22 protein-coding genes are annotated in these 24295 nt (G+C 64.4%); 17 read left to right on the forward strand and 5 right to left on the reverse strand.

The window, feature by feature from the left end; translation table 11 throughout:
- Positions 1-54: 54 nt before the first annotated feature.
- The 8 genes from moeB to KTQ42_RS14005 all read left to right on the forward strand — a co-directional run bounded on the left by moeB (position 55) and on the right by KTQ42_RS14005 (position 7723).
- The gene (moeB, locus tag KTQ42_RS13970) at positions 55-822 is read left to right on the forward strand and encodes a molybdopterin-synthase adenylyltransferase MoeB (RefSeq protein ID WP_217346049.1); all 768 of its coding nucleotides are present in this window, start codon (positions 55-57) and stop codon (positions 820-822) included.
- Positions 823-1021: 199 nt separating this feature from the next.
- Positions 1022-1879, forward strand: a complete 858-nt coding sequence (locus KTQ42_RS13975; RefSeq protein ID WP_217346050.1) for an STAS domain-containing protein — start codon at positions 1022-1024, stop codon at positions 1877-1879.
- Between the two features lie 7 nt (positions 1880-1886).
- Complete coding sequence (locus KTQ42_RS13980) at positions 1887-2246, forward strand: STAS domain-containing protein (RefSeq protein ID WP_217346051.1); 360 nt, start codon at positions 1887-1889, stop codon at positions 2244-2246.
- 114 nt (positions 2247-2360) lie between these two features.
- Positions 2361-2714, forward strand: coding sequence for an anti-sigma regulatory factor (locus tag KTQ42_RS13985; protein WP_217346970.1), 354 nt, complete (start codon positions 2361-2363; stop codon positions 2712-2714).
- The gene (locus tag KTQ42_RS13990) at positions 2711-3718 is read left to right on the forward strand and encodes an ATP-binding SpoIIE family protein phosphatase (protein ID WP_249222762.1); all 1008 of its coding nucleotides are present in this window, start codon (positions 2711-2713) and stop codon (positions 3716-3718) included. Before KTQ42_RS13985 ends, KTQ42_RS13990 begins: the two co-directional genes overlap by 4 nt.
- A 6-nt stretch (positions 3719-3724) precedes the next feature.
- Entirely contained in the window at positions 3725-5518 is a 1794-nt protein-coding gene (locus KTQ42_RS13995; RefSeq protein ID WP_217346053.1) for an ATP-binding protein, read from the forward strand.
- Between the two features lie 25 nt (positions 5519-5543).
- Positions 5544-7055, forward strand: a complete 1512-nt coding sequence (locus KTQ42_RS14000) for a response regulator (protein WP_249222763.1) — start codon at positions 5544-5546, stop codon at positions 7053-7055.
- Between the two features lie 92 nt (positions 7056-7147).
- Positions 7148-7723, forward strand: coding sequence for a M23 family metallopeptidase (locus KTQ42_RS14005; protein ID WP_249222764.1), 576 nt, complete (start codon positions 7148-7150; stop codon positions 7721-7723).
- Here KTQ42_RS14005 and KTQ42_RS14010 read toward each other — a convergent pair.
- Positions 7687-9027, reverse strand: a complete 1341-nt coding sequence (locus tag KTQ42_RS14010) for a sensor domain-containing diguanylate cyclase (RefSeq protein ID WP_217346055.1) — start codon at positions 9025-9027, stop codon at positions 7687-7689. The two genes, KTQ42_RS14005 and KTQ42_RS14010, sit on opposite strands and share 37 nt — an antisense overlap.
- A gap of 262 nt (positions 9028-9289) precedes the next feature.
- Between KTQ42_RS14010 and KTQ42_RS14015 the strand changes: the two genes are divergently transcribed.
- A complete protein-coding gene (locus KTQ42_RS14015; RefSeq protein ID WP_217346056.1) occupies positions 9290-11014 on the forward strand; it encodes a GGDEF and EAL domain-containing protein in 1725 nt (574 codons plus the stop codon).
- A 21-nt stretch (positions 11015-11035) separates the two neighbouring features.
- On the opposite strand, the gene KTQ42_RS14020 is transcribed toward KTQ42_RS14015, so the two are convergent.
- On the reverse strand, positions 11036-12199 hold the full coding sequence (locus tag KTQ42_RS14020; RefSeq protein ID WP_217346057.1) for a GGDEF domain-containing protein: 1164 nt from the start codon (positions 12197-12199) through the stop codon (positions 11036-11038).
- 385 nt (positions 12200-12584) lie between these two features.
- On the opposite strand from KTQ42_RS14020, the gene KTQ42_RS14025 reads away from it, so the two are divergent.
- From KTQ42_RS14025 to KTQ42_RS14035, 3 genes are read left to right on the forward strand one after another with little or no spacing between them, the layout of a single operon-like run.
- The gene (locus tag KTQ42_RS14025) at positions 12585-12857 is read left to right on the forward strand and encodes a FeoA family protein (RefSeq protein ID WP_217346058.1); all 273 of its coding nucleotides are present in this window, start codon (positions 12585-12587) and stop codon (positions 12855-12857) included.
- Positions 12858-12866: 9 nt separating this feature from the next.
- Positions 12867-14753, forward strand: coding sequence for a ferrous iron transporter B (locus tag KTQ42_RS14030; RefSeq protein WP_217346059.1), 1887 nt, complete (start codon positions 12867-12869; stop codon positions 14751-14753).
- 2 nt (positions 14754-14755) lie between these two features.
- A complete protein-coding gene (locus KTQ42_RS14035) occupies positions 14756-15043 on the forward strand; it encodes a DUF6587 family protein (protein ID WP_217346060.1) in 288 nt (95 codons plus the stop codon).
- A gap of 511 nt (positions 15044-15554) precedes the next feature.
- Here the strand turns inward: KTQ42_RS14035 and KTQ42_RS14040 are convergent.
- The gene (locus KTQ42_RS14040; RefSeq protein ID WP_217346061.1) at positions 15555-16049 is read right to left on the reverse strand and encodes a hypothetical protein; all 495 of its coding nucleotides are present in this window, start codon (positions 16047-16049) and stop codon (positions 15555-15557) included.
- Positions 16050-16334: 285 nt separating this feature from the next.
- Positions 16335-18182 carry a potassium transporter Kup gene (locus KTQ42_RS14045; RefSeq protein ID WP_249222946.1) on the reverse strand — a complete coding sequence of 616 codons (1848 nt, stop codon included), beginning with the start codon at positions 18180-18182 and terminating at the stop codon, positions 16335-16337.
- Positions 18183-18508: 326 nt separating this feature from the next.
- On the opposite strand from KTQ42_RS14045, the gene rarD reads away from it, so the two are divergent.
- Both rarD and ettA read left to right on the forward strand, forming a co-directional pair.
- Positions 18509-19393 (forward strand): EamA family transporter RarD, encoded by an 885-nt coding sequence (gene rarD / locus KTQ42_RS14050; RefSeq protein ID WP_217346062.1) that lies wholly within the window; start codon positions 18509-18511, stop codon positions 19391-19393.
- Positions 19394-19505: 112 nt separating this feature from the next.
- A complete protein-coding gene (gene ettA, locus KTQ42_RS14055) occupies positions 19506-21173 on the forward strand; it encodes an energy-dependent translational throttle protein EttA (RefSeq protein ID WP_217346063.1) in 1668 nt (555 codons plus the stop codon).
- A gap of 29 nt (positions 21174-21202) precedes the next feature.
- Here the strand turns inward: ettA and KTQ42_RS14060 are convergent, their stop codons facing one another.
- Positions 21203-22639: a hypothetical protein gene (locus tag KTQ42_RS14060; protein ID WP_217346064.1), complete on the reverse strand. Its 1437-nt coding sequence runs from the start codon at positions 22637-22639 to the stop codon at positions 21203-21205.
- 28 nt (positions 22640-22667) lie between these two features.
- On the opposite strand from KTQ42_RS14060, the gene KTQ42_RS14065 reads away from it, so the two are divergent.
- From KTQ42_RS14065 to KTQ42_RS14075, 3 genes are all read left to right on the forward strand, one after another.
- Positions 22668-22907, forward strand: coding sequence for a hypothetical protein (locus tag KTQ42_RS14065; protein ID WP_217346065.1), 240 nt, complete (start codon positions 22668-22670; stop codon positions 22905-22907).
- A 252-nt stretch (positions 22908-23159) separates the two neighbouring features.
- A complete protein-coding gene (locus KTQ42_RS14070) occupies positions 23160-23522 on the forward strand; it encodes a CidA/LrgA family protein (protein ID WP_217346066.1) in 363 nt (120 codons plus the stop codon).
- On the forward strand, positions 23515-24240 hold the full coding sequence (locus KTQ42_RS14075; protein ID WP_217346067.1) for an LrgB family protein: 726 nt from the start codon (positions 23515-23517) through the stop codon (positions 24238-24240). The genes KTQ42_RS14070 and KTQ42_RS14075 overlap by 8 nt, the downstream gene beginning before the upstream one ends.
- The last annotated feature ends 55 nt before the right edge of the window (positions 24241-24295 follow it).

The raw sequence follows: 24295 nt of genomic DNA on the forward strand, positions 1-24295 counted from the left end.
CCATCCCACGGGCCGCAGCGATGCGGCCTTGTTTTTTCAGGCCTGGCTCCATCCATGAACGACCAACAACTGCTGCGCTACTCCCGCCATATCCTGCTCGACCCGATCGGCATCGAGGGGCAGGAAAAGCTATTGGCCGGGCATGCGCTGGTAATTGGCGCCGGCGGCCTGGGGTCGCCCGCCGCGTTCTACCTCGCGTCCGCCGGCGTGGGCCGCATCACGCTGGCCGACAACGACACGGTGGACCTGACCAACCTGCAGCGGCAGATCCTGCACACCACCGACCGGGTCGGCCAGCCGAAGGCGCAGTCCGGCAAGCTGACGCTGGCGGGCATCAATCCCGAAGTGGAAGTGGTCGCCCTGACGGAGCGGCTGGAAGGCGAGCGGCTGCGCGCGCTGGCGGCTGCGGCCGACGTGGTGCTGGACTGCAGCGACAATTTCGCCACCCGCCACGCCGTCAATGCCGCCTGTGTCGCGGCCGGCGTGCCGCTGGTGTCGGGCGCCGCCATCCGCTTCGACGGCCAGATCTCGGTATTCGACAGCAGCCGGCCGGACGCGCCCTGCTATGCCTGCCTGTTCCCGCCCGACCAGGAGTTCGAGGAAGTCCAGTGCGCCACCATGGGCGTGTTCGCGCCGCTGGTGGGCATCATCGGCACCATGCAGGCGGCCGAGGCGCTCAAGCTGCTGGCCGGCCTCGGCGAGCCGCTGGCCGGCCGCCTGCTGCTGCTCGACGCCATGAGCATGGAGTGGAGCAGCATACGGATACAGCGCAATCCGGCCTGCCCGGTATGCGGCGGGCGGCATGCCGGCGCACCGGCATGAATCCAGGCTGCCATGAAAATTGCGGGCAATTTACTTGCGGCCGACATTGCGCGAAATAAAGGAATGTGCATTCTTGCAATAGCGTTTCTCTGAAACCTTGCTGCATCTTTTATAATGGTCGCTGCTATTGCCTTTTGGCATGCATGTCACGCCTTCCCTCCCCCGGCCTGAATGGCACACGTACTTACAAGGAACCGCTATGCAAAATGAAACCAGCCGTCTGGGCGATATCATTATTCAACACCAGGAAAAACTGCTCGAAGGCTGGCTGGCTTCATTGATCTCCCGCATCGGCCGGCGCGATGCGCATGCCGAAACCGAACTTCGCCAGCAGGCCAGCCGCTTCCTCATGCTGGTGGGCACGACGATCAGGAACGCCGGCAGCGCCGATATCGATTCCAATGCCTGGCAGGAGGCCCGCCAGCTGCTGGGCGACATCTCGGCCAACCGTGTGCGCCAGGGCTACAGCTCGATCGAGACCGCCAACTTCGTGTTTTCGCTGAAGGAACCGCTGACGTCCTATCTGAAGACGGAACTGGCGAACGACCCGGCCGCGCTGGTCAATGAAATCATGGCGACCAATTCGCTGTTCGACAGACTGGGCCTGTTCACCGTCGAGTCGTACCAGAAGTCCCGCGAGCAGGTCATCATGCGCCAGCAGCAGGAATTGCTGGAACTGTCGACGCCGGTCGTGCAGCTGTGGAAAGACGTGCTGGCGCTGCCCCTGATCGGCACCCTGGACAGCGCCCGCACCCAGGTGGTGATGGAAAGCCTGCTGCAGAAGATCGTCGATACCGGCGCCTCGATTGCGATCATCGACATCACCGGCGTGCCCACCGTCGACACCCTGGTGGCGCAGCATCTGCTGAAAACCGTTGCAGCCGCACGGCTGATGGGCGCGGACTGCATCATCAGCGGCATCCGGCCCCAGATTGCCCAGACCATCGTCCACCTTGGCGTGAACCTGGAGGACGTAATCACCAAGGCCACCCTGGCCGATGCCTTCCTGGTGGCGCTGCAGCGCGCCGGTTCTGTCATCGTCCAGAAAGACCGTTGAGGTTCATATGGATCGCATCCCTATATTGAAAATGGGCCAGTTGCTGCTGGTCACCATCCAGGTCGACATGCATGACCGTCTGGCAATGACGCTGCAGGATGACCTGACCACCCGTATTGTGAAAGATCGTGCCAAGGGCGTGCTGATCGATATCTCCGCGCTCGATCTGGTAGATTCGTTTATCGGCCGTATGATCAATAATATTGCTGCAATGGCAAAGATTTTGGATGCCGACACGGTACTGGTCGGCATGCAGCCCGCGGTGGCGATTACCCTGGTCGAACTGGGCCTGACGCTGGAAGGCGTGAAGACCGCCCTGAATGTCGAACGCGGCATGACCATGCTGAACCTGGGCAGTTTTTCATGAAGCCCGCTGCACGCCGGATGCCGGCCTGCGGTCGGCACGAAAGGTGACGTCTTGATTGGCAACGACATCGATGTGAAGGTAGTTCCGCTGCGGGCGGACGAGGACGTGGTGCGCATGCGCCAGGTCTTGCGCGAGTGCCTGGTGTCCATCGGCTTTTCCCTGATCGAGCAGACCAAGATGATCACCGCGGCCAGCGAACTCGGGCGCAACACGCTGCGCTATGGCGGCGGCGGCGAGGCGCATATCGAGAAGGTGACCGACGGCGGCCGGCGCGGCGTCATCCTCAGCTTCATCGACCAGGGGCCCGGCATCGAGGATGTCAGCCTGGCGCTGAAGGATGGCTATACCACTGGCAACGGCATGGGCCTGGGCCTGGGCGGCGCGCGCCGTCTGGCCGACGATTTCGAACTGATCACGGCGCCCGGCCAGGGCACGACGGTGCGCATTGCGAAGTGGAAGCTGTTTTGAATTCCCTGGCGCCCCAGACCATCCACCCGGTCACCGACAGCAGCGGCATCGCCGCCGTGCGTCGTGCCGGCAACACCCTGGCCGGCACGCTGGGCTTCAATGAAACCATGGCCGGAAAGGCGGCCCTGGTGATCACCGAGGCCGCCACCAATGTGCTGAAGCATGCCGGCAGCGGCGACATCCTGCTGCGGCCGCTGGAACGGGCCGGCAGCCACGGCATGGAGATCCTGGCCATCGACAATGGGCCGGGCTTCGCCAACCTCGATCTGGCCATGCGCGACGGCATGTCCACCGCCGGCAGTTATGGCGTGGGCCTGGGTGCGATGCAGCGGGTGGCGGACGAATTCGACCTGTACACCGACCGCAATCACGGCACCGTATTGCGCATGGCGGTCTGGCCCACTGCGGCGCCGGTGACGCTGTGGACGGTCGGCGCCGTCTGCCTGCCCCTGCCCAGCGAGCATGCATGCGGCGACGCCTGGGGCTCGGCCTGCAGGAATGCCGAGCTGTTGCTGATGGTGGCCGACGGCCTGGGCCATGGCCCCGAGGCGGCCCGCGCTTCCCAGGCCGCGGTGGCCCTGGTGGATGCGCAGGCATCGTTCGCGCCGGAAGCGCTGGTGCAGGATGCCCATGCCGCGCTGCGCGGCACGCGCGGCGCGGCGCTGGCGGTGGCCTGCCTGAATCTGGCCGAGGGCACGCTGCGCTTTGCCGGCATCGGCAACATCAGCGTCTCGGTGCATGCGGCATCGACTTCCAGGCATCTGGTTTCGCACAATGGCATCGTGGGCAGCAATATGCGCAAGGTGCAGGAATTCCAGATGGACTTCGGCGACGACGACATCCTGATCATGCACAGCGACGGCCTGGCCACCCGCTGGGACCTGGAACGCTATCCCGGCCTGCTGCGGCATCATCCTTCCCTGATCGCCGCGGTGCTGTACCGCGACTATGCCCGCCATCGCGACGATGTCAGCGTGGTGGTGGCTCAGAGGAACCGGGAGTAGCGGCAGATGACCAAGCGCATCCTCACCGTGGGCATCCAGGCCGAGTTCGACGTGGTGGCCTGCCGGCAGCGCGCCCGCCAGATTGCGGCGCTGTGCGGTTTTGGCCTGCAGGACCAGGCCCGCATTGCCACCGCGGTGTCGGAAATCGCGCGCAATGTGTACAACTATGCCGTGCCGGGCCGCGCGGAATTCCTGATCGAGGGCGAGACCGCGCCGCAGGTGCTGATCATCCGCATCGAAGACCATGGCCGCGGCATCGCCGATCTCGATGCCATCCTGGGGGGACAGTACAAGTCGCCAACCGGCATGGGCATGGGCCTGTTGGGCGCGCAGCGGCTGATGGACCGCTTCACGGTCGACACCGGCCCTGGCGGCACCCTGGTGGAACTGAAGAAGCTCTTTCCGGCGCAGGCGCGCCTGCTCACGCCGGCGCTGATCGGCGAGATCGGCGCGCGCCTGGCGGCAATGCCGGCCGAAGCCACGCTGACCGAAGTGCAGCAGCAGAACCGCGAACTGCTGTCCACGCTGGCCGAGTTGAAGGCGCGGCAGGAAGAACTGCTGCAGCTCACGCGCGAGCTGGAAGACACCAACCGCGGCGTGGTGGCGCTGTATGCCGAACTCGATGAAAAGGCCGGCCACCTGCGCCGCGCCGACGAGATGAAGTCGCGCTTCTTGTCCAACATGAGCCATGAGTTCCGCACGCCGCTCAGTTCGATCCGGGCGCTGTCGAAGCTGCTGCTGGACCGGGTCGACGGCGAACTCACGACCGAGCAGGAAAAGCAGGTCACCTTCATCCTGCGCGGCGCGGAAGACCTGTCGGAGCTGGTCAATGACCTGCTCGACCTGGCCAAGATCGAAGCCGGCAAGATCGACATCCGGCCCGGCAAGTTCGAAGTGGCCGAGCTGTTCTCGGCGCTGCGCGGCATGCTGCGCCCGCTTCTGGTGACCGAATCGGTGCGGCTGGAATTCGATGAGCCGGCCGGCGTGCCGGCCCTGTACACCGACGAGGCCAAGCTGTCGCAGATCCTGCGCAATTTCATTTCCAACGCGCTGAAGTTCACCGACGCCGGCGAAGTCAGGATCAGCGCCGTTGCCGTGCCGTCGGAGCAGTCGGTACGGCTGTCGGTCCGCGATACCGGCGTGGGCATTCCGGAGGAAAGCCAGCAGCTGGTGTTCGAGGAATTCACCCAGGTCGAGAACCGGTTGCAGAAGCGGGTCAAGGGCACGGGCCTGGGCCTGCCCCTGTGCCGCAAGCTGGCCGCGCTGCTGGGCGGGCGGGTCGAGCTGCAAAGCAGGCTGGGCGAAGGCTCGACCTTTTCGGTGGTGCTGCCGGTGCGTTACGCGGCGCTGCCGGAGCCGGCCGCCGCGTCGCCTGCGGCCGGCTCCGGCAGTCACGATGACGGCAGCGACGGACGGCTGCCGGTGCTGGTGGTCGAAGACGATGAATCCACCCGCCTGCTGTACGAGCGCTTCCTGCATGGCTCGGCATTCCGGCCGGTGCATGCGACCAGCGTGCGCGAAGCCGAGGAACAGTGGCTGGTGCAGGAGCCGGCGGCGGTGCTGCTGGATGTCAGCCTGAAGGGCGAGGAAACCTGGCGCTGGCTGGCCGACATCAAGAGCGACCAGCGCCGCGCGCGGGTGCCGGTGGTGCTGGCCACCGAGACCGACGACAAGCGCAAGGGCCTGGCACTGGGCGCCGATGCCTATTACATCAAGCCGCTATCACGGCTGGAACTGCTGTCGACGCTGGATTACCTGACTGGCGCCGGCACGCAGACTATCAAGGAGAATCCGTCGTGAGGCGGCTGGCTTTATGAGTGCAAGCATGCATGATCCCCTGGTGCTCAATGTCGACGACAACGACGGCGCCCGCTATGCCAAGACGCGCATCCTGACCCGTGCCGGCCTGACGGTGATCGAGGCCGCCAGCGGCAGTGAAGCCTTGCAGATGGCCAATGAACACCATCCCGACCTGGTGCTGCTGGACATGAAGCTGCCCGACATCCATGGCATGGAGGTATGCCGCATGCTCAAGCGGGATGCGGCTACCGGCTCGATCCTGGTGCTGCAGACCTCGGCATCCTATCTGTCCAGCGCCGACAAGATCCGCGCCCTGGACGGCGGCGCCGACAATTACCTGTTCGAGCCGATCGAGCCGGAGGAACTCGTGGCCAATGTGAAGGCGCTGCTGCGCCTGGGCCGGGTGGAACGGCAGCTGCGCGACGCCGACCGCCAGAAGGACGAGTTCCTCGCCACGCTGGCGCATGAACTGCGCAATCCGCTGGGCCCGATACGCAATGCGGTCGAACTGCTGCGCCAGCTCGGCAACGATGCGCCGCAGCAGCAGGAGCAGGCGCGCCAGACCATCATCCGCCAGACCAACCATCTGGTGCGCCTGGTCGACGACCTGCTGGATGTCTCGCGCATCAACCAGGGCAAGATCACCCTGCGGCGCGAGCCGACCGAGCTGGCAGCCTTCATCGGCACCGCGCTGGAAACCGTGCAGCCGATCATGGAGTCGCGCCGGCATGCGCTGTCGGTCACCCTGCCGCCGCAGCGTGTCACGCTGCATGGCGACAATGTGCGGCTGGCGCAGATCATCGGCAACCTGCTGCACAATGCCGCCAAGTTCACGCCGGTGGGCGGCCAGGTCGCGCTCACGGCCGCGCTGCAAGGCGACATGCTGGTCATACGCATTGCCGACAACGGCATCGGCATCGCGCCGGGCAGTGCGGCCCGCATCTTCGACCTGTTCGCCCAGGCCCAGCATGTGTCCGACCGGGTGCAGGATGGCCTGGGCATCGGGCTGTCGCTGGTGAGGAAACTGGTCGAGCTGCACGGCGGCACTGTCACCGTCAGCAGCCAGGGCGAAGGACAGGGCAGCACCTTCGAGGTCAGGTTGCCGGTGATGGCCAGCGCGCCGCTGCCGGTGCCGGCGGCGGCGGCCGAGGCCAGCACGGAGCAAGGCTACCGCATCCTGGTGGTGGACGACAGCGCCGACTCCGCCGCCATGCTGTGCGCGCTGCTGGAGATCAATGGCCATACGGTTTCCACCAGCAACACCGGCAAGGGAGCACTCGCCACCGCGGCCAGCTTCCGGCCCGACATCGTTTTCCTCGATATCGGCCTGCCCGACATGACCGGCTATGAAGTGGCGGCGACCCTGCGCGGCATGCCCGAAACAGCCAGCGCAACGCTGGTGGCGCTGACCGGCTACGGCCAGCAGAAGGACAAGAAGGATGCGATGGCGGCCGGCTTCGATCATCACCTGGTCAAGCCGATCAATTTCGATGCGCTGATGGCGCTGACCTCGCGCAAGCCCTCAGCCTCGGCCTGAGTCAGGCCTGCCCGGCCGCGTGGCGCGCCGGCATTGAACCTGCAGCCGCACCGGCACTCCAAACGGCAGGCCCATCTTCCCTTCCCGATTGCATGCTCATGCTGTCCCGCTTCGCCGGCCATCTCGTGCGCGCCGTGTTGCTGCAGTTCCTGCTGTTTCTGCTGTTTCTGGCGGAGGCGCCGCTGAAGACGGCCTGGTACGCTGCCCGGCTGGCTGCGATGCCGGCGCCGCAGTCAGTGGCCATGCCGGTTGATGGCGTGCATCCGGCCGCGCTGCGCGACAACTGGCATGCGCCGCGCGACGGCGGCGCCCGCCGCCATGAAGGCCTGGACATCTTCGCGCCGCGCGGCCGGGCAGTGCGCGCCGCCACCGAGGGCATCGTGCTGGACGTGGGCAATAACCGTCTCGGAGGACAGGTGGTATGGGTGCTCGGGCCTGGCGGGCAGCGGCATTATTATGCCCATCTCGACCGCTTTTCCGATGTGCGGCGCGGACAGCGGGTCGCCAGCGGCAATGTGCTGGGTTATGTCGGCACCACCGGCAATGCGCGCGGCACGCCGCCGCATCTGCATTACGGCATCTACACCAATGCCGGCGCCGTCAATCCCTACCCCTTGCTGGTGCGGCAGGCTCAGACACGGTCGCCGGCCAATGCCTCGGCTGGCTGAAGCGGCTCGGCCAGCGCCGTTGGGCTGGCGGCATGGAATGCATAGCGGCCCTTGCCGCTGCTCTTGGCCATGTACATCGCCAGGTCGGCATTGCGCAGCAGTGAAGCAGCGCAGGTGCCGTCCTGCGGATACACGCTGATGCCGATCGATGCCTGGGTCTGGCGGCATCCGTGGTCGTTCAGCATGAAGTCCTCCGCCAGGGCAGTAATGATGCGGTGGGCGACCTGGACGATCTCGGCGTGATCGGCTTCGGCCAGCACGATCACGAATTCATCCCCGCCCAGGCGCGCCAGCTTGTCTTCCGTACGGACGGCCGCGGCCAGCCGGCCGGCGGCGGCCGCCAGCAGCGCGTCGCCGGCATCATGGCCGCAGGCGTCATTGACGGATTTGAAGTCGTCCAGATCGATGAACAGCACCGCCAGGCTGGAAGCGGTGGCAGCGGCCGCCTCGATTGCACGGGGCAGGAAATTGGTCAGCCACAGACGGTTGGGCAAACCGGTCAGTGCATCCACGTGGGCCATTTTCATCAGGATGTCCTGATTCGCCCTGGCCTCGGAGATGTCGCGCAGCGTGATCACCAGTCCGGCGTCGGCGCGTACCAGGCGCCGCTGCAGGCAGACGCGCTCGCCGTCACGTCCGGTTTCGAGCTCTTCCTCATGCGAACCGGCTGCCATTGCGTGGCGGCATGCCTGGACCAGGCCGGCAATTCCTTCCCTGTCGCGTAGTTCGCTCAGCCGCCTGCCCAGCAGGTCGCGACACGACAGCCCGGCATGCCCGGCGCCGCGCTCATTGCAGTCCTGAATGATGAAATCGGTTACGTGGCTACCGTGGCCCTGTAGCGGGCGCAGGATAAGGAGGCCTTCCTTGCCGGCGTCCATGGCGCTCAGACAGGCACTGCGGACTTGCTCGGCATGCTGCCTGCGTTTCTCCAGACGTACAGCCAGCAGCATCCCGACCAGCCCCAGACCGAACAGCAGCATGTTGGCGAAGAACAGGTGCTGATGCACCAGTTGCTGGTGCCTGGCCAGCATTGCAGGCGCAGAAAGATCGGGCGCTGCAGGCAGAGGGCTGCTTTCCGGTTCCGGCTCGATCGTCGCATTTGCATCGCCGAAAGCCGCATGGTCGATGTCCCACCATTGCAGGCTGAGCCAGAGGACGATGGCGGCCAGACCGCATGCCAGCGGCCAACTTAATGCCGCCGTGACCGGGCTCTGTGAACGCCTGGCACTGATGAGCCGGCTGCCCGCGTGATATGCGGTGGGCCGGACGAATGAGGCAGATGAAGGCTTTTGAAAAAAAGGCATGAGCTGATCCTTAATCGCACTGTGGGCATCCGAGCTTTTGGAACAAAACATGTTCTTTCATCGCACAAAAAATAGCATTCAAGAAAATTTTTCTCGTGGCAATTTATTGTTCAAGCGCAACGCATAGGGATATAGAGAATGGCAATTTTGATAGCCATGCTATATATTTCTGAGGAGAAATTCTCTTGCGATAGCATCGATGAATCAGCGCCTTCCTCCAGAAACCAGCCCTCAGCATGCCAGCCAGGCGCAGCCATCGAGCATGGGCAAACTTCCATCACCCATGAAAGGCGATGCCCATCAGGGCCGTTCAAATGCCGGGGAACAGGCCGGTGCGGCGCTGCTGCAGGCGGCGCAGCGCCTGCGCGAGTCGCGGCAGCAGTTGCATGATCTGACGGCACTTGCGCCCTGCCCTTACCTGCTTGCCGGTCATGACGGCATGCTGCTGGAAACCAATCCGGCGCTGTGTGCCATCAGCGGTTACGCGCCGGACGATCTGGCAGGCCGCAATCTGGCCTGGCTGCTTCCCGGCGGCCCGCGCACGCCAGGCGAGGCCGATGCCATGCTGCCCGGCATTTTCACCTTGCGTCATCGGGATGGCCATGCGATCCCGGTGCGCCTGCATGCCAGCATGAGCCGGGATGCCAGCGGCGCCCCGGACAGGCTGAGCTGTTTCCTGAGCCGCCCCAACACAGGGCTGCCGGAAAACCGTGAACAGGAACTGGCCCTGCATGATGCGCTTACCGGCCTGCCCGACCGAACCCTTCTCCATCAGCGGCTGCAGCACATGCTGGAGCAAGCGGACGGCAAGCCCGTCGCGCTGATGTTCCTCGACATCGACCAGTTTCGCAAAGTCAATGAGGCGCTGGGACACGAAGCGGGCGACCAGCTGCTGCGCCAGGTGGCCTTGCGCCTGCGCGCCATGCTGCCGGCCGATGGCATCGTCGCCCGCCTGGGCGGCGACGAATTCGTCGTGGCGGCAAGCTGCCCTGCCGGCGCTTCCGATGCCGCTGCCACTGCCGGCCGCCTGCTGGCGGCGCTGGCCGCGCCATGCACCGTGGCCGGGGAGGAAGTGGGCATCAGCGCATCGATCGGCGTGGCGATGCATCCGGCCGACGCCACTACCCGCGAAACGTTGTTCCGGCATGCCGACGCCGCGCTGCACCGCGCCAAGGCAGCCGGCCGCAACAGCTGGTGCTTTTTCGAAGCCGAGGTCAATGCAAGGGCGCGCGCCAGAATGCTGATGGAACAGGCGCTGCACCGGGCGCTGGAACGCGGCGAATTCGAACTGCATTATCAGCCGCGACTCGATTTGCGCAGCATGGCGGTGACCGGCATGGAAGCTTTGCTGCGCTGGAATCATCCGCACCTGGGCCGGATTGCGCCGCAGGACTTCATTCCGGTGGCGCAGCAGCTTGACCTGATGGACGACATCGGCCATTGGGCGCTGCGGGAAGCCTGCCTGCAGGGCGGCCGGCTGCAGCGCCAGTTCGGCCGCGCGCTGCGGGTATCGGTGAATCTGTCAGCACGCCAGCTGTGCCATCCGGCGCTGGGAGAACGGCTGGGCATGGCGCTGGAGGCTGCCGGCCTGGCGCCGCAACTGCTGGAACTGGAACTGGCCGAGACTGCCCTGACCGACGATCTTGATGCGGCGGCACGGCGTCTTGCCGCGCTCAAGGCCAGGGGCGTGCGCATTGCCGTCGACCACTTCGGCGCGGGCGGCGGCGCGCTTGCCTGCATCCAGCATCTGCCGGTCGACACGGTCAAGCTCGATCCGGCGCAGGACAGCGCCAGGCCCGGCTTCCTGAAAGCGCTGGTCACGCTGGCGCATGCGCTGGACATCCGCGTCACCGCCACCGGCATTGAAACCCCTGCCTTGCGCGAGCGGATGCGCGACGCTGGCTGTGACGACGGCCAGGGCTACCTGCTGGCGGGACCGCTTTCCCTGGCGGAATTCCAGCTGTTCCTGGCCCGCCTGCCGGCGTAGCAGCCCGAGCAGCGCGCCGGCTTACCCGCAAGCACTGGCCGTTTCAGCCAGCCGGACCACATTGCGTCCGGCATGCTTGGCCTTGTAGAGCGCGGCATCGGCACGGCCGAGCAGTGCGGAAAATGGTTCGTCCCTGTCCAGTGTGGCCACGCCAATGCTGACGGTGTACGCCGTCATCGTCAGGGCGCCCGGCTCGGGCTGCTCCAGCAGTTGCCGCAGGCGTTGCGCCACATGCATTGCCGCCGCCGTGTCGGAATACGGCAGCAGCAGCGCGAATTCCTCGCCACCCAGGCGGGCGAAGCAGTCGATGTCGCGCACCATCGCACCGGCACGCCGCACCAGATCGACCAGTACCCGGTCGCCTTCGGCATGGCCGCAACTGTCATTGATCTGCTTGAAGCGGTCCACGTCCAGCACCAGCAGCGAGACCGGATGGCGGTGACGCTGGGCGCGCCGCAGCTCATGCTCGGCCATCTGGAACAGCGCCCGCCGGGTCCAGGCGCCGGTCAGGTAATCGCGGTTGGCCCGGTCATCCGCTTCGGCCAGCAGCCGGTCATGCACCATCATCACCGCACCCATGGTCAGGAGCGGCAGCACCACCGTGCCGACCGAAAGGAACACCAGGTTGATGGTCGTAGCCTGGTAGAAGGCAGTTTGCATGTCAGGCTGCAGCGCATACATCAGGCCCCGGCCGAGGTGCCCCAGCGCCAGCAGCAGCGCCACCCCGGCGGTGAAATAAAAGGGATAGCGTGCCCGCGCCTGCGACAGCGAGCGCAGCACGGTCACGCCAATGGCGGCGCAGACTAGGCCATGAAACATGGAGACCACCACGGTGCGGATTTCAATGGCGTCAATCGCGTAATGGAAAAAGGCCACGCCAGTGACAGTGGCCAGCCAGCCGGCCGCCAGCAGGCGATACGGCACCGCCTGGCCAAAGAACTGCCTGAAGCCGACATGGATCGCCGCGATCGACAGCGCGAACAAGCCGTTGGCCCCTTCGATCGTCAGCGGGCCTGGCAGCGTGTCACGTCCGGCGTACAGCAGCAGCGCCACGAAAGCCAGCACATTGGCCGCGCGCCAGGCGCTCACGCCTGCCATGCCGCTGCGCGCCAGCGATCCGAGGACAAACAGCATGACCACGCACAGCGCGGCCGTGATCAGCAAAAGCGTGATGGGACTCAGCATGGCATCGCCTCAGAATGCGACGTCAAGGGCGTCAGGAGCGGGAGCGATAAATTAAAAGAAGAATATTGCATCCAAACAATTATATGGGGTGAAGGTTATATTTCTCACCGCAAACTATTTTTCCTTGTGGGTAGCGCCATACGTGGCGGGAAAGCGTCTTTCCTTCAATAGACGCACTCATTGCGCGCCCTCGTGCCTCGTCCGGAAAGCAAAGGCTCGCCGGATTCAAAGGCGAAGAACAGCACAAGCAGAATCCGGCCAGATGCATTACATCAAATCTGCCAGCGTACGCCGCAATTAAGAATAATTATCATTACGGTGCTACACTTACGTCTCCGTGCCGCACCCATCCTCTCAGCCGATGTCACCCATCCAACAAGCCGCCATGCACCCCACCCTTTCGCCGGCTGCAAGCCAGCCCCTGTCGCTGCTGCGCAAGGGCGCGCGCGCCGTGGTCGCCGGCATGGCCGGCGCTGCCGGCGACGAGGAACGCGCGGTGCAGCTGCGCCTGCGCGAACTCGGCTTCGTGCCCGGCGAGACCGTGCGCGTCGTGGCGGTATCGTTTCCCGGCGCCGATCCGATTGCGGTGCGCGTCGGCGCCACCACGTTCGCGCTGCGCCGCTTCGAGGCGGCAATGGTCCAAGTTATTCCTTCGTAATTACCGTTCATGAATGCCATCCGGCCTTTGCGCCTCGCCCTGGTGGGCAATCCCAACTGCGGCAAGACCGCGCTGTTCAACCGCCTCACCGGCGCGCGCCAGAAGGTGGCCAACTACGCCGGCGTGACCGTCGAGCGCAAGGAAGGCCAGTTTTTCTCCGCCACCGGACGGGCCTATCAGGTCACCGACCTGCCCGGCGCCTACAGCCTGAAACCCATGACGCCCGACGAGGCCATCACCCGCGAAGTGCTGCTCGGCGCCCGCGCCGACGAGGCCGCGCCCGACCTGGTGGTGCTGGTGGTGGACGCCACCCGGCTGCGGCTGAACCTGCGCCTGGTGCTGGAAGTGCTGCGCCTGAAGCGGCCAACCGTGCTGGCGGTCAACATGATGGACGTGGCCAAAAAGCGCGGCATGCAGATCGACATCGCCGCGCTGCAGCGCGAACTGGGCATACCGGTGATCGAGACCGTGGCGGTGCAGCCGGGCGGCGCCAGCGCGCTGCTGGCCCAGCTCGACCGGATCGCCGCCGACCATGCCGGCCTGCCGCCGCCCGATGCCGGCGCCAGCGCAGCCGGCCCGGACAGCGACGCCACCACGGTGGAAGACACCCAGGCCCGTGTGCGGCGCATCCTGGATGCGGCGATTGCCAACCCCGGCCGCGAGAACGTGCCGGGCGAGCGCATCGATGCGGTGGTGCTGCATCCGGTGGCGGGCTACGTGATCCTGGCCGCGGTGCTGTTTTTGATCTTCCAGGCGGTGTTTTCCTGGTCGCAGTGGCCGATGGAACTGATCAAGGATGGCGTCGACGGCCTGGGCGCGCTGGTGCGCGACGCCATGCCCGAGGGCCTGCTGCGCAGCCTGCTGGTGGACGGCATCCTGTCCGGCGTGGGCAGCGTGCTGGTGTTCCTGCCGCAGATCCTGATCCTGTTCCTGTTCATCCTGGCGCTGGAAGATTCCGGCTACCTGCCACGGGCGGCCTTCCTGCTCGACCGCCTGATGGGCAGCGTCGGCCTCTCGGGCCGCGCCTTCATTCCGCTCCTGTCGAGCTTCGCCTGCGCGGTGCCGGGCATCATGGCTACCCGCACCATACAGAATCCGCGCGACCGCCTGGCCACCATCATGATCGCGCCGCTGATGACCTGCTCGGCGCGGCTGCCCGTGTATGCGCTGATCATCGGGGCCTTCATCCCCGAGCGCTCGATGGGCATCTTCAACCTGCAGGGTTTGGTGCTGTTCGGCCTGTACGTGCTGGGCATCGTCTCGGCCATGGCGGTGGCCTGGGTCTTCAAGCGCACGCTGGGCAACAAGGGCGCGCATGCGCTGATGCTGGAGCTGCCCGACTACCACTGGCCCAACCTGCGCAACCTGGCCATTGGCCTGTGGGAGCGGGCCCGCATCTTCGTCAGCCGGGTCGGCACCATCATCCTGGCGCTGATGGTGCTGCTGTGGTTCCTCTCCAGCTTCCCGGCGCCGCCGGCCGGCGCCACCGGCCCGGCCATCCAGTACAGCCTGGCCGGGCAACTGGGGCAGCTGCTGCAGCTGGTGTTTGCGCCGGTTGGCTTCAACTGGCAGATCGCCATTGCCCTGATCCCTGGCCTCGCCGCCCGTGAAGTGGCGGTGGGCGCGCTGGGCACCGTGTATGCGCTGTCGGCCACCGGCGACGCGCTGGCCACCACATTGACGCCCATGATCTCGGCCACCTGGACCCTGCCGACCGCGCTCTCGCTGCTGGCCTGGTACGTCTTCGCGCCGCAATGCATTTCCACCCTGTCCATCGTGCGCCGCGAGACCAATTCCTGGAAGCCGGTGCTGGCGATGGCGGGCTACATGTTCGGGCTGGCCTATCTGGCGGCATTCGCCACCTTCCAGATCAGCCGCGCCCTGCTGGGAGGATGACCATGCTGCAGAACCTGATCGTCGGACTGATTGTGGCCTGGGCCGTGTGGGTGGCGGCAAGCCGCCTGCTGCCGCGGCCGCTGCGCGCCGCGCTGCGCAAGCATACCGCCCGGCTGGCTGGCGCCGTTGGCCTGGGACGGCTGGCGCAAAGGCTGGCCACGCCGGCCAGCAGCGCCGGCGCCTGCGGTGGCTGCGACGGTTGCGGCGACAAGTCCGCGGCCGCGCCGGCGAAGGATGGCGTGGTTGGCGGCATCGGCGTGGAGGCCTTGCGCAGGACGATACGGCGTTGAAGCACAGATTCTGGTCAGGGACAGGCCAGCGGGCAATGCCGGTCATCTGCAGGCTTATCCGTTACAAGCGGCCGCATCCCAACACGCTGCATCGCCAACTGACATGGGCGCTGCGAAAGCCTGCGGCAGCGATGGGCAGCAAGCCAGGTAGTTTCACAGGCAAGCGCACGCTGCAGGAATGTCATATCCGGAGGGTATCGCCTCCGCGCTTCAGGCAGCAGGTGTGTGAATGGCCTTGTAGTGAAGGATGAAACAAGGCGCCATCCCTTCCGGGGATGGCGACTGCAAGTTCAGTTTCCCCCCAGGTGGCTGTAACACCGCTCCCAACGCCTTGATCGTGGCACGGCCCTCCTCTCGTTTGCCGGGTGGGAGGAAGGCCAGCTGCTGTGTGACGGCATTCATGATCTCTGGGGATATTGCTCGCCGCTGACGATTTCCAATGACCGGGGAGCGTAAGGCAATGCGCTTTGAAAGTTTTTATTCTCCTTAAGTACTGCATTAATTGACTTGATTAAATCGGGTTCAATACCATTCCAGGAAGGATCGAGTTTCTTGATCGTGCCGCTGCCCTTTGATGTCGCCCCCAAAATATCTTGGTCAACAGCGCGATCTCGATTTCATTAAGAAAAGCTTGTTGAGCGTGCGGTTGACCTTCAGCGCCTCCGACAGGCAGCTTGCTCATCGAACTGGCTGTGCCACAACCAAAATCAAGCGCGACAACCGTGCGGTTAACCTTCAGCGCCTCAATCAGCAAAGCCATGTTGGCATCACTGATACCGCCGTGCTTAACGTGAAGGTCCGCGATCATGCAATCCGGGCTTATTAGCAGCACGGCAAGCGCCCGGAAGGTTTCATCGTGCCTTATATCAAACAGGCTCAATTTGCCATCGCTGACCGGATTGGCAAGCTGCCGTGCTCGTGGACTGTCTGTCGCCATGCTTACCAAAGGCGCAGCGCTCTGCTTGCCTTCAGCCAACGGCACGAGCCCGCTGGCGCCAGCACTCACGTTCCTGTCGAACGTTGCGCATGACCTGCTCGATGCCGGCGACGACGCATAGCCTGGCCTGGTGCTGGTTATTATCGTGGCGGATGTTGACGTGATAGTTGCGGGGGCTGTAATGACGGGCACAGCTGTCGCGGACTCCGGGCTCGGCGGACGGTTGCGCGATGACGCGTCGCCGGCGATGAGCAGCGCAGCAGTGTTGCCTTGGTCGTTAGCAGCAGTTGCCACCGCTTGCCGCTTGCCGCTTGCCGTTGGAAGGCCCCGGACGAGGTCCGCGCTGCTTCGCGCTCAGATCTCGACCTGCGTCCCCAGCTCGATCACCCGGTTGGTCGGCACCCGGAAGTAGTCCGCCGCATCCCGCGCATTGCGCGACATGGTGGCAAACAGCGCCTCGCGCCAGCGCGCCATGCCGCCGCCGACGGCGGAGATGACGGTTTGGCGGGCAATGAAGAAGGAGGTTTCCATCATCTCGAATTCCAGGCCGTGCCTGGCGCACAGAGCCAGCGCCAGCGGAATGTCGCGTTCGTCCTTGAAGCCGTAATACACATTGACCTGATAGCACTCATGGCCCAGCGGTTCGACCTTGACCCGGTCTTCCATCGGCACCATCGGAATGTCCTGGTTGAAGACGGTCAGGAACACGATGCGCTGATGCAGCACCTTGTTGTGCAGGAGATTGTGCAGCATCGCATGCGGTACGCCGTCGCCCTCAGCGCGGAAGAAGATGCCCGTGCCGTCGACCCGGTGCGGCGGCCCGTAGAACAGCGACTGCAGGAAGTCGTTCAACGGAATCGCATGCTTCTTCAGGTTGTTGAACACCAGTTCGCGGCCGTTCTTCCAGGTCAGCATGATGGTCACCATCAGCGCCGACAGGGCCAGCGGGAACCAGCCGCCGCTGACGATCTTCAGCGAGGTCGAGGACAAAAGCGTGATGTCGAGCGTCAGGAAGAAGCCGGTCGCCAGCGTGGCCAGCAGCAGGTTGTACTTCCATTTGAAGCGCACCACGAAGAAGGTCAGGATGGTGGTGGTGGTCATGGTGGCGGTGGCGGCAATGCCGTAGGCCGAAGCCAGGTTGCCGGAAGAGCCAAAGCCGACCACCGCCAGCAGCACGATGGTCAGCTGCACCCAGTTCACCAGCGGAATGTAGATCTGCCCCATCTCGCGGTCGGAGGTATAGATCACCCGCATGCGCGGCAGAAAGCCCAGCGAGATCGCCTGCTGCGTCACCGAAAAGGCGCCGGAGATGGTGGCCTGCGAGGCGATCACGGTGGCCATGGTCGACAGCACCACCAGCGGGTAGACGCTCCATGGGCCGAGCTGCTGGAAGAAGGGATTGGTCACCGCCGCAGGCGTCGACATCAGCAGCGCGCCCTGGCCGAGATAGTTCAGCGCCAGCGCCGGGAACACCACCGTGAACCAGGCCAGCCGCACCGGCTTCTTGCCGAAGTGGCCCATGTCGGCATACAGCGCCTCGGCGCCGGTGAGCGCCAGCACCACCGCGCCCAGCGCGATGAAGGCGAACCAGCCGTTATGCAGCATGAAGTTCAGCGCATGCAGCGGATTGAAGGCGGCCAGCACCGCCGGGTAATGCACGATGTTGATCACCCCCATGGTCGCCAGGGTGGCGAACCAGACCAGCACGATGGGGCCGAAGAACTTGCCGATGCCGGCCGTGCCCTTGCTCTGCAGCGAGTACAGCGCCACCAGCACCGTCACCGTCAGCGGCAGCACATAGGGCTTCAGTGCGGGCGTGGCCACTTCCAGGCCCTCGATGGCCGACAGCACCGAGATCGCCGGCGTGATCACGCCATCGCCATAGAACAGGCCGGCGCCCATCATGCCCAGCAGCATCACCGGATAATGCCAGCGCGAGCCGGTGCCGACCGAGGACATCGCCAGCGCGCTCAGGGCCATGATGCCGCCCTCGCCGCGGTTATTGGCGCGCAGCACCAGGGTTACGTACTTGAGGGAGATGATCAGCAGCAGTCCCCACAGGATCAGCGACACCACGCCGAGGATATTGGCATGGGTCAGCGCAATGCCGTGCTCCTCGGAAAATACTTCCTTCATCGTGTACAGCGGGCTGGTGCCGATGTCCCCGTAGACAATGCCGATGGCGGCAATGGTCAGCGTCAGGAGCCGGCTGCCATGGACGGCGCCGGCATGGCCATGCGCTTCCTGCCCGCTGCCTTCATCGGTATGGCTGTCGTTGGTGATGGGAGAGGCCAATGGACACCTGTAATTTCTGGAAAAACCCGCATATTAACTGAGAGCATGCCGGCCGGGCGTTTTCGCCGGCACCCATGATGTCGCCGCCCGAGTATGCCTGCATACCGTTGCTTGTGCCTTGACATGAACGAGCAGCACGGCGGATTGCCGGCACCGGGCCGGAAGGAGGCGCCCGGCCGCCATCGGGCGCATAATGCCGCCTTTCCTTTTTTCAAGAAGCGCTGTTCTTCCCCATGAACCCTGGCATGCTGTCCGCTGCCCTGGCCTTTCTGGCCTGGGGCCTGTTCCCGCTGTATTTCAAACTTTTCCAGGGCATTGCGGCGCAGGAAATCCTGGCGCACCGCATGGTGTGGTCGCTGCTGTTCCTGGCCATGGTGCTGCTGTGGCGGCGCCAGTGGAGCTGGCTGGCAGCGGCAGCGGGCAAACCGCGCCTGCTGGCCGGTTTCGCCGCCAGCGCCCTGCTGCTGGCGGCCAACTGGGGCATCTATATCTGGTCGGTCAATCATGACCGTGTGGTGGATGCCAGCCTGGGCTACTTCATCAATCCGCTGGTCAATGTGGTGCTGGGTTTCTTCGTGCTCGGGGAGCGCATGCGGCCGGTGCAATGGACGGCGGTGGCGCTGGCCGCGGCAGGCGTCGGCTGGCTGACCTGGCAGGCCGGGCATCCGCCCTGGATCTCGCTGGCCCTGGGCCTGACCTTCGGCATCTACAGCCTGCTGCGCAAGACCGCCTCGCTGGGCGCGCTGGAAGGGCTGTCGCTGGAGACCATCCTGCTGTTCCCGTTTGCCGTTCTGTACCTGGCCTGGCTGGCGCAGCATGGCCAGAACGGCTTTGCCGCCGCCGCGCCGCTGACCCAGGCGCTGCTGGCGCTGTCCGGCCCGATCACCGCGATTCCGCTGCTGCTGTTCGCCGCCGCGGCGCGCCAGTTGTCGCTGTCGCTGCTGGGCCTGATGCAGTACATGGTGCCGACCATGCAGCTGCTTTTGGGCGTGTGGCTCTACCATGAGCCGTTCGGCATCGGCCGGCTGGTCGGCTTTGCGCTGATCTGGGGCGGCCTGGCGCTGTACTCGGCCGACGGCATGCTGCGCGCCTGGCGCCGGCCGCCGGCGGCGGGCTGATCGATGCCGGCACGGCAAGGGCAGCGGCGAACGCGGCTGTACCCTGCCGCGCCCTTGCGTTATCCTTCTCCTCCTTTATCTCCCCTGCCCTTCAAGCAAACCAGACCCCAACATGGCCAATTACGTATACACGATGAATCGCGTGGGCAAGATCGTCCCACCCAAGCGCCACATCCTGAAAGATATTTCCCTGTCGTTTTTCCCCGGCGCCAAGATCGGCGTGCTGGGCCTGAACGGCTCCGGCAAGTCCACGCTGCTGAAAATCATGGCCGGCGTCGACAAGGACATCGAAGGCGAAGCCATTCCGATGCCCAACCTCAATATCGGCTACCTGCCGCAGGAGCCGCAGCTGGACCCGGAACAGACCGTGCGCGAGGCGGTCGAGGCCGGCCTGGGCGAGGCTTTCGCCGCCCGCGCCAAGCTCGACGCGGTGTATGCGGCCTATGCCGAACCCGACGCCGACTTCGACGCGCTGGCCACCGAGCAGGCGCGGCTGGAAGCCATCATCGCAGCAAGCGACGGCGGCAACCTGGAGCTGCAGCTGGAGATGGCGGCCGATGCGCTGCGCCTGCCGCCCTGGGACGCGAAGATAGGCGTGCTGTCGGGCGGCGAGAAGCGCCGGGTGGCGCTGTGCCGGCTGCTGCTGTCCAAGCCCGACATGCTGCTGCTGGACGAGCCCACCAACCACCTCGACGCCGAGTCGGTGGACTGGCTGGAGCAGTTCCTGCACCGCTTCCCCGGCACCGTGGTCGGCATCACCCATGACCGCTACTTCCTCGATAACGCGGCCGAATGGATCCTGGAACTGGACCGCGGCCACGGCATTCCCTGGAAAGGCAATTACAGCTCCTGGCTGGAACAGAAGGAAAACCGCCTGAAGCAGGAAGAGTCGACGGAAAGCGCGCGCCAGAAGGCGCTGCAGAAGGAACTGGAATGGGTGCGCCAGAATCCCAAGGGCCGCCAGGCCAAGAGCAAGGCGCGCCTGGCCCGCTTCAACGAGCTGTCCGAGCATGAATACCAGAAGCGCAACGAGACCCAGGAAATCTTCATTCCGGTGGCCGAGCGCCTGGGCAATGAAGTCATCGAGTTCAAGAACGTCAGCAAGGGCTATGGCGACCGGCTGCTGATCGACAACCTGTCCTTCAAGGTGCCGCCCGGCGCCATCGTCGGCATCATCGGCCCTAACGGCGCCGGCAAGTCCACCCTTTTCCGCATGCTGGCTGGGCGCGAGCAGCCCGACAGCGGCGAAGTCGTGATCGGATCCACGGTCAGGCTGTCGCTGGTCGACCAGTCGCGCGATGACCTGAACAACAGGAAGACCGTGTTCGAGGATGTCTCCAACGGCGCCGACCTGCTGACCGTGGGCCGCTTCGAGATGCCGTCGCGGGCTTACCTGGGCCGCTTCAACTTCAAGGGCAGCGACCAGCAGAAGGTCGTCGGCAACCTCTCCGGCGGCGAGCGCGGCCGGCTGCACCTGGCCAAGACCCTGCTCATGGGCGGCAACGTGCTGCTGCTCGACGAACCGTCCAACGACCTCGACGTGGAAACCCTGCGCGCGCTGGAAGACGCCCTGCTGGAATTCGCCGGCAGCGTGATGGTGATCTCCCATGACCGCTGGTTCCTGGACCGCATCGCCACCCATATCCTGGCCTTCGAAGGCAATTCGCAGGTGACCTTCTTCGACGGGAATTACCAGGAGTACGAGGCCGACAAGAAGAAGCGGCTGGGCGAGGAAGGCGCCAAGCCGAAGCGGATTCGCTATAAGCCGTTGCGGGGGTAATCAAGGATAGCGCGGCGGGGTCAGGTCTTCTAGCGAGGACCGCCAATCGCCGCGCTCATGGCTTTAATGCTGGCGATGCTCTCCTGCCGCTGGTTCGGTGGCAGCGCCGCCATCTGCTCGATTAGAACATCGGAAATCTCGCTGGGAAATTGCCCCAAGCCGCTGGCAAGCTCCATGAACCCCGCAGCATGTTTCTTCGTCAGGTGGAATTGCTGATTCCTTTGAAGGCTGGATGCGATTGACCCGGTGCATTTAGCGTCCCTGTGCGTGGTGTAGTCCTGAAGATCAAGGCTGGTCAGGGTAAGGTTGACCTTCAATGCCTCGGCCAGCGTGCCAGCGCCATCAGTGCCAATACGGCAGGCGCGAAGATCAAGCTTGGTGAGTGCCTTATTAACCTTCAACGCCTCCGATAGCCTGACCACGCCTTCATCGCCATCCAGGCTGCCAAAGAGGCTAAGCGTAGTAAGCGTGTCATTGACCTTCAATGCATTCGATAGCCCCACACATTTGTCAGCGATTTTAGTGCCCTCAAAATGAAACGTAGTAAGTGTTTTATTGACCTTCAATACCTCCCAAAGCAATGCAGCGGCATTGGCATTTCCACTACCAGAAAGATCAAGCTCAGTGATCGTGGAGTTGACTTTCAATGCATTCAACAACCTGGCAGAGCCGTCAGCGCTCGTCTCGACAGATAAAAGACGAAGATTAGTGAGGCTGCGATTGACCGTTAACGCCTCCGAGAGGCTGGCAGCAATGTCATCGCCAATCTTGATGCTGGAGAAGCAAAGGCTGGTGAGCGTTTGATTGGTTTTCAGCGCATCCGCCACCGCACCCATCAGCCTGGCCGCGCCATGCGTCTGATTGATTTTCAACGCCTCCGCCACCTCATCCATCAGCCAGGCCAGGCCATTACTGTTAGTCGCCGCGTTATAGACACGAAGGTGAGTAAGCGTGCGATTTACTTTTAGCGCCATGGACAGCATGCGGGCAACATCAGGGCTCATTTCTTTTTGTTTGATCGTTATAACAAGCTTAGCCAACCCGCAATTCGGCTCTTTCAGGATATGGCAAAGTGCGCCCATCGTACTTGCGTTTAGCGTTTCATCAACTGTCAGAGTGTCCCCATCAATCAAACCGGTAAGCCTCTGCACCTGGGGGCAAGGTTTGCTGCCGGCCAGCTTTGCCGGCACGACGCTGTGCGAGCCAACGTCCGCATCGCCGGTCTCGCTTTTCCCTACCACTACCGGGCGTGTAGTTAACGGAGGCGATGTGTCTTGCTGGCCGCCAGCCCACGGGATGAACCGGGATGGGACAACATTCGTGTTGTCCCTTGACTGGACCACGGGAGCGCCGGGCATGGTGGAAGATGGCTGTTCCACCTGACGCGAGAAGGATGTGAACGCCGCGCCGCTGTCAACGCCGTAGACGCCATCCTTCGGTGAAATGATGGTGGGTAAATTGTTCATATCGAGGTTTTTAATTGAGGATAAGAGTTTGAATTATTTGGTACAAAATTTAAGAAACCAAATTGCAGAGGGCGTTCGTGAAATTCGAACGTTTAGCGGTTATTCGAGAAATCAGCTGCAACACGTTGAAAAGGATGCGAGGCGGATAGCGCTGGAATCCGGGAAACCATTCCTGAAATTTACCGCCGTTACGGCAATTTCACGCCGACGCTGGTTCCTGGGCCGCATCGCCACCTTCATTTCGGCTTTTGAAGGCGTTCGCAGGTGACTGTCTTTACCGTGAATTACCAGGAATATGAGGCCGGCAGGAAGAAGCCGCCACACATGGCTGGTACGGATTGCGTGGCGGAAGGTGAAACGTTGCCGGATGACGCAAGGCGATTACACAGCCGTGGAGGCAAGCCGGGGTCGGCAACGGCGGTCGGGCAAATTTCCTGCGTTCGCCAAATGTCGGCAAACAAGGCGCAACGCCTTTCACGTCCTGCACCCTATAATTTTTCATTTGACGACGGCCGATGCCATGAATGCCCTGCGCGGATTTGCCCTGCTGCTGTTGCTGCAAGCCTGCGGCGAAGGATTGAGCCGCCTGCTTGCCCTTCCCATACCCGGCCCCGTGATCGGCCTCCTGCTGCTGTGGCCGGTGGTGCAATGGACGCCGCTGCGCGAAGCCGTGGCGGCGGCGGCGCAGCTGCTGCTCAATCACCTGTCGCTGTTCTTCGTACCGGCCGGCGTGGGCGTGATTGCCCATCTGGACCTGGTGTCGGCCTATGGCATGCGCCTGCTGGTCGTGGTGGTGCTATCGACCTGGATCGGCCTGGCGGTCACGGCCCTGACGCTGCGCACGCTTCTGCGGCGCGCCGACCGGGAGCGCGGCCATGAGTGAGTTCGTCCAGCTCTGGGTATATCTGTCTTCCGCGCCGCTGTTCGGGCTGACCTCCACGCTGGTGGTGTATGTGCTGGTGCAATGGGCCTATGAAAGGCTGGACCATGCGCCGTGGGCCAACCCGGTGCTGTGGTCGGTGCTGGCGCTGGGCTCGGTGCTGGTGGCCACCGGCACGCCTTACCAGACCTATTTCGCCGGCGCCCAGTTCGTGCATGTGCTGCTGGGTCCGGCCGTGGTGGCGCTGGGCTGGCCGCTGTGGCAGCGCCGCAGCGAACTCAGGAGCCGCGGCATGGCGCTGGTGCTGGCCGCCACCGTGGGCGGCGCGGCAGCCGCCGGCAGCGCGGTGCTGCTGGCCTGGGCATTCGACCTGCCGGCCGATGTGATCCGCTCGCTCGCGCCCAAGTCCACCACGGCGCCGGTGGCCATGGGCATTGCCGAGCGGCTGGGCGGCATACCGGCGCTGGCGGCGGTGTTCGCGGTGCTGACCGGCATGGTTGGCGCGCTGTCGGGCAAGTACCTGTTCGACCTGCTGGGCGTGCGCGACTGGGCGGTGCGCGGCTTCGCGCTTGGCACCGCTTCCCACGGCATAGGCGCGGCGCGCGCACTGCAGGTGCATGCCGATGCCGGCGCCTATGCCGGCATTGCGCTGGGCCTGCAGGTGCTGATCGCCTCGCTGCTGCTGCCGCTGGCGGCGCGGGCTGTGGCATGGCTGGGATGAGTATGGCCTCAACGGAAACGATATAGTCCTTCCCTTTCACGATTGCCCGGACACG

Origin of the sequence: Noviherbaspirillum sp. L7-7A (genome assembly GCF_019052805.1) — a bacterium.
In the GTDB taxonomy this organism is placed as follows: Bacteria; Pseudomonadota; Gammaproteobacteria; order Burkholderiales; family Burkholderiaceae_D; genus Noviherbaspirillum_A.